The following is a 14,659-nucleotide window of genomic DNA, read 5'->3' on the forward strand; positions in this document are numbered from 1 at the left end:
ATTTGCGGCAACCGGCCCTGTGCCCCTTTGCCGTTCCTTACGCGTCACCCTTACTGGTCAACCCCGCACGTATGACAGGATCCTCCGCCTCCGTCGCCAACCAGGCCGTCAGCCTTATCCAGCAATGGGTGCGCGACGGCACGTTCCCCGCGGGCACGCTGCTGCCGGCACAGCGGGAACTGGCGGCGAAGGTCGGCATCAGTCGCGCGTCATTGCGCGAGGCGATCTCCACGCTGCAGGGCATGGGCGTGGTGGTGTCGCGCCCGGGCAAGGGCGTCTATGTGACCGCCGCCGGCGACAGCGCCGCGGCCACGCCGCCGTGGCGCTTTGCCGCCACGCATTCGCTGATCGATATCTACCAGCTGCGCTTTGCGCTGGAAGGCCTGACCGCGCGGCTGGCCGCGCTGGCCATCTCCGCCGGCGAGATCGAGCAGCTGCGCCAGAACGCGGCCACCATGCAGCGGGCGATCGAGGCCGATGCCTACGACGAGGCCTCGCAGCTGGACTATGAGTTCCACACGCTGATCGTCACGGTGTCCGGCAACCAGGTCATCCGCGAGATCCTGCGCGAAAGCGCCGAGGTGATGCGCGAGAGCCAGCGCCTGCCGTACTACCGGCGCGGCGCGCGCAACGCCACCTTCCTCGAGCACAGCGCCATCATCGAGGCGCTTGCCGCGCGCCAGCCGGAACAGGCCCAGCGTGCGATGGAGCGTCACATCATGTTGGCGGCACGCCGGGCCGGCGTGCATTTCCCCACCGGCGACGAAAAGGACGAGTAAGCGTCGGGCCTGACCTCAGTCCAGCCTGAACACCCCCACCGCCCGGTTCAACCCTTCGGTCTGCGCCCGCTGTGCCCGCGCCGCCTCTGCCGCGCCGGCCACCAGTTCGGCGTTCTCCTCGAATGCCGCCTGGATCTCGGCCACGCGTTGCGCCATGCCCTCGATGCCGCTGCGCTGGTGGTCGCCCAGCGTCGCCAGTTCCTGTACCAGCGCGGCGAGCTTGCCGATGCTGGCCACCACCTCGTTCATGGTTTCGCCGGTATGGCCCACCAGCTCGGTGCCGGCGTGGGCGCGCTCGACCGAGGTGTTGATCAGGCCGCGGATCTCCCGCGCGGCGGCGCCGCAGCGGTGCGCCAGTTGCCGCACCTCGCCGGCCACCACGGCGAAGCCCTTGCCGTGCTCGCCGGCGCGCGCGGCTTCGACCGCGGCGTTGAGCGCGAGGATGTTGGTCTGGAAGGCAATGCTGTCGATCACGCCGATGATCTCGGTGATGCGCCCGCACGCCTCGTCGATCTCGCCCATGGTCTGGATCACCGACAGGATCTCGCCGCTGCCGCGCGCCACCACGGCGCTGGAGGCACCGGCCAGCTCGCAGGCGCCGCGGGCCTGGTCCGCGCTGGCGCGCGCGGACTGGGTCAACGCCTGCACATCGTGCATGGTCCGGGCCACGATGCGGGCCTGTTCATCGGTGCGGCGCGCGACGCTGGCGCTGGTGTCGAGGATCTCGCCCGCGGCGCTGGCGACGGTGCCGGCGGTGTCGCGTACCTGCAGCAGGGTCTGGCGCACGGTGTCCAGAGTCTTGCGGAAGGCGCGGGCAAAGTCGCTGTCGGGCTCGGTGCCGTCGCCGGCCAGCGTCAGGTAGCCGGGTTCGCGGCCGATGCCGGCTGCCAGCGCGCTCAGTTCATCCGCGGAATGGGCGTCGCGCTCCAGCCGCCACGCGATTACGCAAAGCACGGCGGTCTGCGCGATGACAAAGGCCGCATGGAACAGCACCATGTTGAAGCTGGGATCGGTGAAGCAGATGGTGTTCCAGCCCCATTGCTGGAAAAAGTTGAAGCTCAGGTGATGCAGCGCGATCACCAGCGCCGCCAGCAGGATCACGCGGAAGTCGCGATAGGCCAGCAGCATCGACAGCGACACGAACACCAAAAAATGGAATTCCACCTGCCCGTGCGCCTGGTGGATCAGCAGCGCCACAAAGACCATCATCAGCACCGCCATCGCCAGCCGCGTAGCCAGGCGTGCCGGCAGGGCGATCGCCATCAGCGTGCCGATCAATGCGATCGGCACGCCAAGCGTCAGCGTCAGGCCGGTGGATCCATAGTGATTGCCGACCACCAGCGACAACAGGCAGAGCAGCCACAGCAGCGCCGTCATCAGGCGGTCGGCGCGGCGGTGCACGCCTTGCAGCAACGGCATGTGCGGCGCGGCCGGCGCGGCAACGGAAGGGCCCGCGACACGGCGGGCAGGGATGGTCGCGGACAGGCGTCCGGACAGGGCGTGGTCAGCGCTGGTCATGTTTACCCCGCAGCGTGGTTCGAGAAGACGCTGCACCCCGTCCGCATGAGATCTATTGTTTTAATGTTCTTGTTTTCGGTATTGCGCGGCGGATTATATCGACGCCCATGGCGCGCGGCGCGGCATGCCGCCGCCGCGCAACACCGGGCAGGAAATTGCTGCAATTGAGTGATGTTCGAGGGCGCAGCAAGCGGCTACGATGTTCCGCCCGCGCCGCTACGCCTCAATCCAGCAGCGCCACCTGGACGTCGCGCGTGCCCTGGTAAGGGTTGCGGCCGTGCCAGACCTGCAGGTTGTCCAGCACCATCACGTCGCCGTCGCGCCAGGGCCAGCTATAGGTGGTCTGTTCGCAAAGCTGGTTGATATGAGCGCGCTCGGCCTCGGTCAGCGCTTCACCATTACCCAGCGTGGCGCCGGTGGGGTACTTCTGGCGCTGGCGCCGTTCCAGCTCTTGCTCGGGATGCTCGACCTGCGGCTGCATATGCAGGATCGAGCGGTACAGCTTGCGCCCGGTCTGCGGATGCACCACGAACGGTTCCAGCACATTGAACACGGTCAGGCTGCCGTCGTCATGCCAAGCCGGCTCCAGCCCGCGCTCGGCGCACAAGCGGTTCACCTCGGCCGGGTCTTCGGTATGGAACGACTGGTTCCAGCCGCGTTCGTCCATATGCGCGTAAGAGGCATCGTCCGCATCGCGCCGCGGGCCGAAGTTGATCGCGGTGCGGGACCCCAGCGCGGCGATCTTGCCGGCCAGTTCCGGATCCATGCGCTCGGCCAGGTGACGCACGTCGGCGATCAGGGTCTCGCCGCCCACCTCGGCGGTCTTGCGCGAGAAAAAGGCGATGCGGCGAGGGTAGTCGCGGCGGTAGGCCATTTCGGAATGCACCGCCAGACGCACGCTGGCCGACAGCCGCGTGGCTTCCATCACGCGGCCGCTGATGGTTTCGCGCGGGGCGCGGCCGCCGGCGTAGCCGCCGTCAAAGGCGGGAAACTGTTCGATGAAAGCGGCGAAGTCCTCGGTGCCGACGGTGGGGAAGCCGCGCAGCACGATGCCACCGTGCTCCAGGATCAGCGCGTCCAGCACCGGGCGTGCCGCTCGCGTCCACTCGCGAAAGCGCGCGCGCTCGCGCAACGCCGCGCCGGCGGGTTCGATGAACAGCGGCGGGCGGCCGGGCTGCAGCACGTGGCAGCGCACGTCCGGGCCAAGGTCGGGTACTGTCACCGCAAAGGTTGCGGCATCGGCGGTGGGGATGGCTTGGGTCATCGTTGTCTCCATTCGGTAGTCGGTCGCCCGGGCTCAGGCCCGGTAGGAAGGATCGATGCGGTCCAGTTCGCGCCGCACCGCGGCCCATTCGCGGTCGCCGCGGATGGCGATGCGGCCGAAGGCCTTGCGGCTGGCTTCCAGCGACGCCTGCGATGGCATCACCAGCTCGCCGCCGGCCATGGCATCGACCTGGATCTTGCAGGCGGTTTCCAGCCAGTAGATGTTGAAGAAGGCTTCGGCGATGGTGCGGCCGCAAACCAGCAGGCCGTGGTTGCGCAGGATCATCGCGTGGTGCGGGCCCAGGTCGTGCACCAGCTGGCCCTGCTGCGCGAGGTCGACCACCGGGCCGGAAAAATCGTGGTAGGCAATGCGTCCGTAGAACATGTGCGCATGCTGCGATACCGGCAGCAGTCCACAGGCCATCGCCGACACCGCCGACGACGCCCGTGTATGGGTGTGCAGCACGCACAGCGCGTCATGGCGCGCGGCATGCACGGCGGTGTGGATCACATAGGCCGCGGGGTTCAGCCCCAGTTCGCCGGGGTCGCCGTCGGGCCGGTAGACGATGTCGCCGTTCAGGTGAATCTTGTACAGGCTGGAGGCGGTCACCTCGTGGTACAGCAGCCCGTAGGGATTCAGCAGGATGTGCTCAGGCTCGTCCGGCACGCGCGCGGTGATGTGGTTGTAGATCAGGTCGGTCATGCCGTACCGGTGGATTGCGCGATACAGCGCCGCCAGCTCGATGCGGGTGGCCCACTCGGCCTGCGCGATGCCGGCGGGGCGGATCGGATCAGTGTCGTTCATGTCGTGGCTCCTGCGCGGGCATGGGCTCAGTCCAGCCGGATGCCGAGTTCGGCCACCAGGCGCTTGTCGCTGGCGAACTGCGACGCGGCGTAGTGCTGGTAGTCGGCGGTATTCATATAGCGGTTGGGCATCGATTCGGCTTCCAGCGCGCGCACGTAGGCGGGGTCCGACGTGGCCTGGCGGAACGCGTCGTGCAGCGTGGCGACTACCGTAGGGTCCAGCGCACGCGGGCCGGCGATGCCGATTTCCGACTGCACGGTGATGTCGTAGCCCAGCTCGCGCAAGGTGGGCACGGCCTGCCAGCGCTTCAGGCGCTGCGGCTCGGCCACGGCCAGCAGGCGCACCTTGCCGGCTTCGGCCATGGCACCCCAGCCGGCTTCGATCATCACGTCGACATGGCCGCCCAGCAGCGCCGAGAGCGCATCGGCACCGCCCTTGAACGGGATGAAGTTGAGCCGGATGCCGGCCTGCTGCTCGAGCCGGCGCACGGTGATCTGGCCGAGCGAGCCGGTACCGACGGCAGCCACATTGAGCTTGCCCGGGTTCGCGCGCGCAGATTCGATGAAGTCGCCGAAGCGCTTCCACGGCGAACCGGCCGGCACGGAGATGCCGTAGACATAGCTGGTCAGGCCGATGATGTAGGTGAAGTCTTTCAGGGCGTCATAGCTCACCGGCTGAAGGTGGGGCAGGCGAAACAGCGCCGGCGTGATCAGCGCCAGCGTGTAGCCGTCGCGTGCCGCGCTGCGCGCCATCGCGGCAGGCCCTAGCGTGCCGCTCACGCCGGGCTGGTTCTGGATCACGATGGGCTGGCCAAGCGTCTTCGAGGCCGCCAGGCACAGCGCGCGCATCTGCACGTCGGTGGCGCCGCCGGCGGTGAATGGCACGATCAGGGTGATGGGGCGCGTGGGCCAGGCCTGGGCGCGCGCGGTGGCGGGTAGGGCGAGCCCGGCCATGGCGGGGGCGAGAGCCGCCGCTGGCATGACCTTCAGCAAGGTGCGGCGGCGGGCGTCGAAAGTCGGGGGCATGAGGTCTCCTGGTCTGGTCGGTGGCAGCGCGCGCGCTCGGCTGTACCCGGATGCGTGCAAGGTGTCCCGTGTGTCCGGGCTGTGCAGGATTGCCGTCCTGTGCTGCCTGCGGAAAAGTCTATGGCGCCTGCCCGGGTGCAGCGATGCCGGCACCCGGTAAAGCGATTCCGAACTGGAATCGCGCACTAGAATGGCCTTCGCCGGACCGGCAACATCGCGCAACCCCGGCCTGTTACTGGAACGCCATGAAAACCGAAGACCTCCGACTGTTCCTGGCAGTGGCCGAGCACGGCAACCTGCACAAGGCCGCAGGCACGCTGGGGCTGACCCAGTCGTCGCTGTCCAAGGTATTGGCAAGGCTGGAAGCTGAAGCGGGAATGCAGCTGTTCGAGCGCATGCCGCGCGGCGTGATGCTGACACCGGTTGGCCACAAGCTGCTGACGCACGCACGGCGCATCGTGCTGGCCCACGACGACATGGAAAGCGAGATCAACGACGAGCGCCACGCGCGCGTCGGCCAGGTGCGCGTGGCGACGTTGCCGCACGTGGTGCCATCGCTGTTCTCGCCGCTGCTCGAGCAATTCCTGGTTAGCCGGCCGCTGGCCCGGTTTTCGATCGCCACCCACCTTAGTCCGCAACTGATGGCCGCGCTGCAGGATGGCGAAGTGGACCTGGTCTGTGCCGCGCTGCCTGACGGTACCGCCGAGGGCGTCCAGTATTTGCCGCTGGGGGCCCTGACGCTGCAAGTGGTGGCGCGGGCGGAGCATCCGCGACGCGCGCGCTTCCGCTCGCTGGCAGACTTGGTGGACGAGCATTGGGTGGCGCCCGCCACCTCGCTTTATGTGCGCAGCGGCTTCGAGGGGCGTTTCACCAGCCGCGGTCTGCCGCCGCCGCGCGTGACCGTTGAAAGCACCAGTTCATCGGTGTCGTTTGCCGACCTGCTGCGCAACACCGACCTGCTCGGCATCATGCCGCAGCGCCTGCTGGGGCAGGCGGTGGGGCAGGGGCTGCAAGCCATCGAGGGCGAGGGCATGTGCTGGCAGTATGAGCTGGCCGTGTTCTGGCGGACCAGCGCCTACCTGTCGCCGCTGTGCCGCGACTTCCGCGATGCGCTGGTGCGCTGGTGCAGGGAAGCCGGCATCTGAATCGATGCCGGTTGGCACAAAACCTCAATCCAGCCGAATATTGTTTTCCTTGATCACATTGCCCCAGTACGCCTGGTCGGCGCGCGTCGTCGCCGCGAAGGCCGCCGGCTGCGTGGTCTTGACGATCAGTCCCAGGTCGCCCAGCCGCTGGCGGATGTCGGGCGCAGCCATCACCGTTTCCACGTCGGCCGAGATCTTGTCGACGATGGCCTGCGGCGTGCCGGCGGTGGTGAACAGGCCCAGCCATGCCGGGCCGTCCAGGCCCTTGTAGCCGAGTTCCTGGAAGGTGGGCACGTCGGGCAGCATCGGTGCGCGGGTGTTGCCGGTCACTGCCAGCGGCTGCAGCTTGCCGGTGCGCGCATGCTGGCGCACCGTCATCGGCGACAGCGTGCCCAGCGAGATCTGGCCGCCGATCAGGTCGGTGGCGATCGGCGCTTCGCCCTTGTACGGCACGTGGACCAGTTGGGCGCCGGCATTCTTCAGGAACACCTGCATGTAGAGGTGCGCGCCGGTGCCGATGCCATAGGTGCCATAAGAGAACTTGTCCGGCTGGGACTTGGCCTGGGCCACCATTTGCGGCAGCGTGCGCGGCATGGCGCTGCTGGCGGTCAGCACCAGGCTGGAGGTGCACAGCTGGCCGATCGCGGTCAGGTCGCGCAGCGGGTCGAACGGCGGCTTGGCCACCATATAGGGCGTCTGCACCAGGCTGGGCAGGCCGAGCAGCAGCGTGTAGCCGTCCGGCTGCGCCTTGGCGACCACGTCGGCGCCGATCATGCCGCCCACGCCGGGACGGTTCTCGACGATCACCGGGCGCTGCCACAGCTTGCCCAGCGGGTCGCCCAACGCGCGCGCCAGCACGTCGGTGGCACCGCCGGGCGGGTAGGGCACGACCAGCCGCACCGGACGCGCCGGCCATGACTGCTGGGCCCGGGCCGGACCGATGCCCAGGGTTGAAGCGGCGGCGGCCAGGGATCCGGCTCCCAGCCAGTGCAGGGCCTTGCGGCGGTCGGCTTTCATGGTGTTTCCTCCAGTGATTGACGTCGTGTCGGCAGGCGGCCCTGGCGTAGGTGGATCGGTGCGCCGGTGGGCCACGGCAAGGCGCAGCGTACGAGGCCGCGATGCGTCGCGGCATCGGCGGGATGGACGAAAACGGTGGGGAGTACTTACCCGGATCGGGTTTGCACAGGAGGGGATGCTGGATGCGGGCCGCGCCGCAATCCGAACCGCGGCATCGCTTATGATGGCGCCGCCGCTGCGGGCGCGTTCAGTCCAGTCCGGTCCGTGCGGCGCTTGATCCATTTCCTGCTTGAACCCTCATGGCCCGCCTGAAACTCGACCTGCCCGCCGACCAGCTTTGCTACGCCACGCACCTCACTGTGCGCGTGACGGACATCAATTCGGCCAACCACCTTGCCAATGATTCGATGATCTCAATGATTTCGGAGGCGCGGGCGCGGTTCCTGTTCGAATTCGGCAGCGAGGATGTGCGCGAGGAAGGCGTCGGCATCATCGTCACCGACCTGGCGACGATGTACCGCAACGAGGCCCATGCGCGCGACCAGCTGCTGTTCGAGGTCGGCGTGATGGACTTCAACAAGTACGGCGGCGACATCATCTTCCGCATTACGCGGCCGGCCGATGGCGCGCTGATCGCGATGGCCAAGTCGGGCTTTGTCTTCTTCGACTACGTGGCCAAACGCGTGGTGGCGATGCCGGCGGGATTCGCCGGGCGCTTCCCGAAGGTGAACTGGGTGGAATAGCCGCCGGCGTGGCGCGGTCCGGGGGCAGCGCCACGTGTTTTAGAAGGAGCCGGCTCAGGCCTTGCGCTCGCCGCCCAATGCTTCGGTCAGGTCGACCAGCATGCCGGACAGCTCGCCCGCCATCATGGTGAAGTCCGCGTCGAAGCGCTCGTCTTCATCGTGCGCGGTGCCGTCGGCCTGTTCCTTGATCACGTCGAGCGGCGCGACTTTCTTGACCACCAGCCCGTCGGTCAGCACGAACGAGACGCGGTCGTTCCAGGTCATCGCCAGGCGCGTGCAGCGCTTGCCTGCGGCGATATGGCGGCGCAGGTCTTCGGGGTCGAGCGGGTGGCGCACGTAGCGGACCGTGGCCTTGCTTTCGGCGCCGGACTGCAGCTCGATTTCCTGGTCGACGGTAAAGCCGGCGGGCGCCGCATCGCCGGCCAGCCATTCGGTCATGGCCGCCACCGGCGACTGGTTGACGTGCAGGTTGATCAGCGGCAGCGGGTCCAGCGCCTTGAACAGCATGCCGCGCACTTCATCGGCCTTGGCCGCTGCGGCGGCATCGATGGCGAGCCAGCCGTTGTCAGGATCGATCCACACGCGCGTGTCGCGACGGATGCTGAAGGCGCGCGGCAGCAGCTCTTCGGTGACCTGCTCCTTCAGTTCCTTCATTTGCTTGCGGCCCGGCTTGTAGCCTTGCTGCTCTTCGATCTCGGCGGCGCGGGCGCGCGTGACCTGGTTGACCACGGTGGTGGGCAGCAGCTTCTTTTCGGTGCGCAGCGTCAGCAGCATCTGGCGGCCGACGGTGTGGACCAGCTGGCCGTTGTCACGCGGCGAGGCCCAGCCCTGCGTCTGCATCTCGAGGCTGGTGCCGGGAAAGAAGGCGTGCTTAGCCAGGCTGGCTTCGACCTCGTCGGCGCTGGGCGACCACGGGGCGGAGAAACGATGGACCTGCAGATTCTTGAACCACATGGGAATTCGGCCAAAGGGACGAATTCTATCCGCTCGCGGCGCCCGGCCACGAAAAAGTGGGCCGCCGCACGGCACATGGGCCGCGCGGCGGATGACCGCAAGCCCCGCTTTACAGGTCGAGCCGGGTGATCTTGCTGCCCTCGAAGCTCAGGCCCGCCATCAGGCCGGCATTGGTCAGCACGAAGCCGACGATGGGCTGCTGGGCGGTGTTGGTGTCGAGCACGCCGTTTGCGCCAACGGTGGCCAGCGCCACAGTGGCATCCACGCCCGCGGTCCAGCCGCTGCTGCGCACGAACTTGTCGTAGGCGTCCTGCGTCATGAACATCAGGATCACGGCCTTGGACTGCGCCCCGATCTGCCAGCCGACCGAGCCGGAGACCAGCCGGTAATAGCCGCGCGTGCCGCCACCCGAGCGCAGTGCGCCGTCGCCATACTCGCCGCCGACGATAAAGCCCGCCGACAGGGTCTTCGGGAACACCAGGATGCCGCGCGCGCGGCTGCCCAGCTCGCGCGAACCGTTGACCGAGCTGTACAGGCGCGACAGCGTGGCGTCCGCGCCGGAATCCAGTTCGCGCCGGCGCGCGGCCTTGTCGGCTGGCGCGTCGGGCTTGGTGGTGGTGCACGCGCCGGTGGCCAGCGTGCCGAGGGCCAGACCCGCGCTGGCCGAAAGGAAGGTTCGACGTTTCATCTCGTCTCCTTGGTGTTGTTGTCGCCTTTGAAGCATAGGCGCCGAAATCACCCGGGCAAATGATTCAGGCCAACGAGTCGTTTCCATTTGTGACGAAGGTGGTGCAAGACGGGCGTTCGCGGCAAGAATAATGGGCCTTGCGCCCGGTACGTCCCATGGCTGGCTTATGGCTGCCATGTGACCGCCGCTGCGCCGTCACCGCATCTTGATGAGTCATGAAGAAACTTCTCACTGCCTTGCCGCTGCTTCTGCTGGCCGCCTGCGCCTCCCAGCCTCCGGGGGCTTCCACTGACGCCGCGGCATCGGCTCCGGCGGCCGACACCGGCAGCGAATGGCAGGCGCTGCGCGCCAAATACATGGATTGCACGCAGAAGAAGGCCAACGACAACCTGTCGGCCAAGGGCCAGTCCAAAGATGTGGCCGACCTGGCGCTGTCCGCATGCCAGCCGGAACTGGACGCGATGCACCAGTCGTTCCGCAGTTATCTCGATGCACAGATGTCGTCGTCGCACGGCAAGAGCAGCGCGCGCCAGGCAGCGGCGCGCGTGACCAGCGACACCCGCGACAAGGCGCGCAATTACCTGGTGCGCTACGTCGAGCGCGAGCGCTACCTGGCCCGCCAGAACTGACGGCGGGCCCGCGGTCGCGTCAGAGCATTTCCAGCGGCGCCGGGCCGTCGGGCGGCGGAAAGATACGATCGATCTCGGCGAGCTGCGCCGGCGACAGCGTCTTCGACAGGGCCTCCAGGTTTTCCTGCAGGCGCTCGCGCCGGCTGGTCTTGGGGATGGCGATGACGCCGTCCTGCGCCAGCAGCCACGCCAGCGCCGCCTGTGCCGCGCTCATGCCGTGGTCGCGCGCGAAGCGCTTGAGCCCGGGATGGCCCAGCAGGCGCGACTGCTCGATCGGGGAATAGGCCATCACCGGCACGCCGCGCTGGCGCAGCCACGGCAACAGGTCCCACTCGATGCTGCGCCGCCCCAGGTTGTACAGCAGCTGGTTTGCGGCCACGCGGCTGCCGCCCGGCGCGTCCCACAATTCCTGCATATCGGACAGGTCCAGGTTGCTGACGCCCCAGTGGCGGATCTTGCCATCGCGCTGCAGCGCCTCCATGGCCTGCACGGTCTCTTCCAGCGGCACCCCGCCGCGCCAGTGCAGCAGATACAGGTCGATGCGGTCGGTGCCCAGCCGCTGCAGGCTGCGCTCGCAGGCCTGCACGGTGCCGCGCCGGCTGGCGTTGAACGGGTAGACCTTGCTGACCAGGAAGGCCTGGTCGCGCCGGCCGGCGATGGCTTCGCCGATCATGGCCTCGGACTGGCCCTCGCCGTACATCTCGGCGGTGTCGATCAGGCGCAGGCCCAGGTCCAGCCCCAGGCGCAGCGTGGCAATCTCTTCCGCGCGCGCGGCGGGCGACTCGCCCATATTCCATGTGCCCATGCCGAGCGCCGGGACGCGCTCGCCGTCGGGCAGGGTGACTTGCTTCATCGCTTGGCTTCCAGTTTGACCGGGGTCGGGCGCCCGGTGGCACCCAACCACACTAGTTAACAACACCGGCAATGTACAACCCGCGCGCGCCGGCAATGCTTCACACCAGTCCGGTCAGAAAATACAGCGCGATGACGAAGAACACCGCGGCGGTCTTGATCAGCGTGACCGCGAAGATGTCGCGGTAGGACTCGCGGTGGGTCAGGCCGGTCACCGCCAGCAGCGTGATTACGGCGCCGTTATGAGGCAGGGTGTCCATGCCGCCGCTGGCCATCGACACCACGCGGTGCAGCACCGCCAGCGGGATCTGCATCGCCTGCGCGCCGGCGATGAAGGCATCCGACATCGCCGCCAGGGCAATGCTCATGCCGCCCGAGGCCGAGCCGGTGATGCCGGCCAGCGTGCTGACCGAGACCGCGGCATTGACCAGCGGGTTGGGGATGGCGCGCAGCGCGTCGCTCACTACCAGGAACCCCGGCAGCGCGGCAATGACGCCGCCGAAGCCGTATTCCGACGCGGTGTTCATCGACGCCAGCAGCGCCCCGCCGACCGCGCCCTTGGTGCCCTCGGCAAAGCGCTCGCGCAGGGCGCCGAAGGCGGTCACCAGCACCACGGCGATGCCCAGCAGCAGCGCGCCTTCCACCGCCCAGATCGCGGTGACGCTGGCGATCTTGGTCTCGACCGGCCTGGCCAGGCCGGGCAGCGCCACGCTGTTAGATTCGCCGTACCACAGCGGAATCATCCGCGTCAGCCAGAAGTTGGCCACGCCCACCACCACCAGCGGCAGCAGTGCCAGCAGCGGATGCGGCAGCTTGCCGGCCTGGCTGCGCTCGGGCTCGTTGCGCAGGTTGGTGCCATAGCCCTCGCCGCGCGCGGCGGCGGCGCGGCGGCGCCATTCCAGGTAGCTCAGGCCCACCACCAGGATAAACACCGAGCCTGCCACGCCCAGCGCCGGCGCGGCCCACGAGGTGGTGTTGAAGAAATTGGTGGGGATGATGTTCTGGATCTGCGGCGTGCCCGGCAGTGAATCCATGGTGAACGAGAACGCGCCCAGCGCGATCGCGCCCGGCATCAGCCGCTTGGGGATGTTGCTCTGGCGATACAGCTCGGCGGCAAACGGGTAGACCGCGAATACCACCACGAACAGCGACACGCCGCCATAGGTCAGCAGCGCGCATACCGTGACGATCACCGCGTTGGCGCGCGAACGTCCGATATAGCGGATCGCCGCCGCGACGATGGACTCGGAAAAGCCTGACAGCTCGACCACCTTGCCGAATACCGCGCCTAATAAGAACACGGGGAAATACAGCTTCACGAAGCCGACCATCTTCTCCATGAAGATGCCGGTGAACACCGGCGCCACCGCCGACGGGTCGGTCAGCAGCACCGCCGCCAGCGCGGCGATCGGCGCGAACAGGATCACGCTGTAGCCGCGGTAGGCGGCGAACATCAGAAAGGCAAGGGCTGCCAGTACGATCAGGAACGACATCGGATCTCCTTCAGGTTTGCCTTCTCCTGAGGTGCGGTCCGTTGCCGCGCGGGGGCCTGCGCTTGTGGCGCGTTGTCTCTTTCTGTGCGTCAGGAAAAGGGATCAGCCGGCGACTGTGCCACTGCTTGGCCGGCGGCGAAACCTTGGGGCTGGCCGCGGCCGCGGCCGTGCGGCCGCCGGCGGGAAGGAGAAGGCCGGCTTCACCGGTGCTGGTGGCGATACTCCTGCGTGCGGCCGCCGTAGCCATAGGCCGCGGCGCGGGCGTCGATCACGTGGACGTAGGAGACCGGATGCAGCTTGCCCAGCAGCCCGGACATGGTCTCGAACACGGCCGCGATGAACTCGGATTTTTCTGCCTTGGTGTTGGTTTCATCGGTCACGCTGATATCCAGGTGGAAGGCGTTGCGGCCCTGCTCGGACAGCGGCGCGTCGGCGATGATCCAGCTGTCGTGCGGGATGTACTGGACCGTCACGGCGATCACGTCGCGCTGCTTGCCGAGCACGCGCTCGGTCAGGTCGGCGATGGCCCTGGCGCTGCGGCGGGTGAGGTCGGCATCGGGTTGGCCGGACAGGTGCAGGACGATGTGGGGCATGGCGGGCTCCTTGGGTTTGAGCGGGTTGGTGAAGCCATGGTAGGGCGTGGTGTAGTATCGGAAAAGCGGGAATAACCGATGCCTTCCATCGGCTATGCCGAAATCACTCCACCCCTGCCCGGAGGCTTGCCATGCGTGGATTCGACACCGACCAGTTGCGCACCTTCGTGATGGTTGCCGACAGCGGCAGCCTGTCGGCCGCGGCGCCCCGGCTGTTCCTGTCGCAGTCGTCGGTCAGCGAGCAGCTGCGCAAGCTGGAAGAGCGCGCCGGCGTGCCGCTGCTGACGCGCGGCCGCCATGGCGCGCAGCCGACGCCGGCCGGACAGCGGCTGCTGGCGCACGCGCGGCGCATCCTGGACCTGAACGAACTGGCTTTGCAGGAGCTGCGCGGCCACGCGCTGGAAGGCGAGCTGCGCCTGGCGGTGACCGACTATTTCCGCCCCGGCGAGATCGCCGGCATGCTGCGGCGCCTGCGCGAGCGCTATCCGTATCTGCGCCTGCACGTGACGGTGATGAAGAGCGCGGCCATTGATGCCGCGGCCGAGCGCGACACCTTCGACATCGGCCTCAGCATGCGGCTGCCGGGCACGCGCGCGACGGCCGCGCGCGGCACGGTGCTGCGGCGCGAGCCGCTCGCCTGGGTGGCCGCGCCGGCCGAGGCCGACAGCCTGCCCGCGACCCTTCCCCTGGTGCTGCTGCCCGATACCTGCTCGCTGCACCAGTACGTGGTGCAGCGGCTGCTGCGCAAGCGGGTGCCCTTCGAGATCGCGCACTCCGCGTCCGGCGTGGCGGGGCTGCACCTGGCGCTGGCGGCGGGGCTGGGGGTGTCGTGCCTCAACGCATCGGCAATCGGGCCCGGCGTGGCGCCGCTGGATGCCGCCACCGTCGCGCGGCTTGGGTTGCCGCGGCTGCCGGAGGCGGAGTTCTTCCTGCTGCCCGCGCGTCGCGGCGAGTCTGCCTTCATTGCGGAAGCGCGCGATGCGCTCGCGGCACAACTGGCCTAGCGAGGCTGCTCCAAGTCAGAAAAGGATCACAAATCGGCCGCCATAAGCGGCCGTGGTTGTGTTGAAAGCAACATATCTTGATTGGGAATAGGAATAATTCGCAATCTCGTTGACCATGACAATCCCGTAATCGATAATTCGCCCGCTTTTC

At 67.9% G+C, this 14,659-nt stretch carries 15 protein-coding genes; 5 read left to right on the forward strand and 10 right to left on the reverse strand.

The genetic code is table 11. From position 1 onward, the window contains the following. Positions 1-71: 71 nt before the first annotated feature. Positions 72-779, forward strand: coding sequence for a FadR/GntR family transcriptional regulator (locus C7416_RS11805; RefSeq protein WP_111519139.1), 708 nt, complete (start codon positions 72-74; stop codon positions 777-779). A gap of 15 nt (positions 780-794) precedes the next feature. On the opposite strand, the gene C7416_RS11810 is transcribed toward C7416_RS11805, so the two are convergent. The 4 genes from C7416_RS11810 to C7416_RS11825 all read right to left on the reverse strand — a co-directional run bounded on the left by C7416_RS11810 (position 795) and on the right by C7416_RS11825 (position 5,390). Further along, the gene (locus C7416_RS11810) at positions 795-2,297 is read right to left on the reverse strand and encodes a methyl-accepting chemotaxis protein (protein ID WP_111519140.1); all 1,503 of its coding nucleotides are present in this window, start codon (positions 2,295-2,297) and stop codon (positions 795-797) included. 223 nt (positions 2,298-2,520) lie between these two features. Continuing rightward, positions 2,521-3,561 (reverse strand): TauD/TfdA family dioxygenase, encoded by a 1,041-nt coding sequence (locus C7416_RS11815; protein WP_181461222.1) that lies wholly within the window; start codon positions 3,559-3,561, stop codon positions 2,521-2,523. 33 nt (positions 3,562-3,594) lie between these two features. After that, positions 3,595-4,365 carry a class II aldolase/adducin family protein gene (locus C7416_RS11820; protein WP_111519142.1) on the reverse strand — a complete coding sequence of 257 codons (771 nt, stop codon included), beginning with the start codon at positions 4,363-4,365 and terminating at the stop codon, positions 3,595-3,597. A gap of 26 nt (positions 4,366-4,391) precedes the next feature. Then, the gene (locus tag C7416_RS11825) at positions 4,392-5,390 is read right to left on the reverse strand and encodes a tripartite tricarboxylate transporter substrate binding protein (RefSeq protein WP_111519143.1); all 999 of its coding nucleotides are present in this window, start codon (positions 5,388-5,390) and stop codon (positions 4,392-4,394) included. A gap of 245 nt (positions 5,391-5,635) precedes the next feature. Here C7416_RS11825 and C7416_RS11830 point away from each other — a divergent pair, with 245 nt between their 5' ends. Beyond that, entirely contained in the window at positions 5,636-6,535 is a 900-nt protein-coding gene (locus C7416_RS11830; protein ID WP_111519144.1) for a LysR family transcriptional regulator, read from the forward strand. Positions 6,536-6,559: 24 nt separating this feature from the next. Here C7416_RS11830 and C7416_RS11835 read toward each other — a convergent pair whose 3' ends face one another. Then, positions 6,560-7,552 carry a Bug family tripartite tricarboxylate transporter substrate binding protein gene (locus C7416_RS11835; RefSeq protein WP_111519145.1) on the reverse strand — a complete coding sequence of 331 codons (993 nt, stop codon included), beginning with the start codon at positions 7,550-7,552 and terminating at the stop codon, positions 6,560-6,562. A gap of 299 nt (positions 7,553-7,851) precedes the next feature. Here C7416_RS11835 and C7416_RS11840 point away from each other — a divergent pair, with 299 nt between their 5' ends. Beyond that, positions 7,852-8,295 carry a thioesterase family protein gene (locus C7416_RS11840; protein WP_018006295.1) on the forward strand — a complete coding sequence of 148 codons (444 nt, stop codon included), beginning with the start codon at positions 7,852-7,854 and terminating at the stop codon, positions 8,293-8,295. A gap of 54 nt (positions 8,296-8,349) precedes the next feature. Here C7416_RS11840 and C7416_RS11845 read toward each other — a convergent pair whose 3' ends face one another. Together C7416_RS11845 and C7416_RS11850 are read right to left on the reverse strand one after the other, a co-directional pair. After that, the gene (locus C7416_RS11845) at positions 8,350-9,249 is read right to left on the reverse strand and encodes a recombination-associated protein RdgC (protein WP_018006296.1); all 900 of its coding nucleotides are present in this window, start codon (positions 9,247-9,249) and stop codon (positions 8,350-8,352) included. 109 nt (positions 9,250-9,358) lie between these two features. Next, positions 9,359-9,937 (reverse strand): BPSL1445 family SYLF domain-containing lipoprotein, encoded by a 579-nt coding sequence (locus C7416_RS11850; RefSeq protein ID WP_111519146.1) that lies wholly within the window; start codon positions 9,935-9,937, stop codon positions 9,359-9,361. A gap of 215 nt (positions 9,938-10,152) precedes the next feature. Between C7416_RS11850 and C7416_RS11855 the strand changes: the two genes are divergently transcribed. Further along, positions 10,153-10,566 carry a hypothetical protein gene (locus C7416_RS11855; protein ID WP_111519147.1) on the forward strand — a complete coding sequence of 138 codons (414 nt, stop codon included), beginning with the start codon at positions 10,153-10,155 and terminating at the stop codon, positions 10,564-10,566. Between the two features lie 19 nt (positions 10,567-10,585). Here the strand turns inward: C7416_RS11855 and C7416_RS11860 are convergent, their stop codons facing one another. From C7416_RS11860 to C7416_RS11870, 3 genes are all read right to left on the reverse strand, one after another. Further along, positions 10,586-11,419: an aldo/keto reductase gene (locus C7416_RS11860; RefSeq protein ID WP_111519148.1), complete on the reverse strand. Its 834-nt coding sequence runs from the start codon at positions 11,417-11,419 to the stop codon at positions 10,586-10,588. A 100-nt stretch (positions 11,420-11,519) separates the two neighbouring features. Next, positions 11,520-12,911 (reverse strand): GntP family permease, encoded by a 1,392-nt coding sequence (locus C7416_RS11865; protein WP_111519149.1) that lies wholly within the window; start codon positions 12,909-12,911, stop codon positions 11,520-11,522. Positions 12,912-13,111: 200 nt separating this feature from the next. After that, positions 13,112-13,504, reverse strand: coding sequence for a tautomerase family protein (locus C7416_RS11870; protein ID WP_111519150.1), 393 nt, complete (start codon positions 13,502-13,504; stop codon positions 13,112-13,114). Between the two features lie 131 nt (positions 13,505-13,635). On the opposite strand from C7416_RS11870, the gene C7416_RS11875 reads away from it, so the two are divergent. Further along, on the forward strand, positions 13,636-14,508 hold the full coding sequence (locus C7416_RS11875; RefSeq protein WP_111519151.1) for a LysR family transcriptional regulator: 873 nt from the start codon (positions 13,636-13,638) through the stop codon (positions 14,506-14,508). The last annotated feature ends 151 nt before the right edge of the window (positions 14,509-14,659 follow it).

Source organism: Cupriavidus phytorum, assembly GCF_003254285.1.
GTDB lineage: Bacteria > Pseudomonadota > Gammaproteobacteria > Burkholderiales > Burkholderiaceae > Cupriavidus > Cupriavidus phytorum.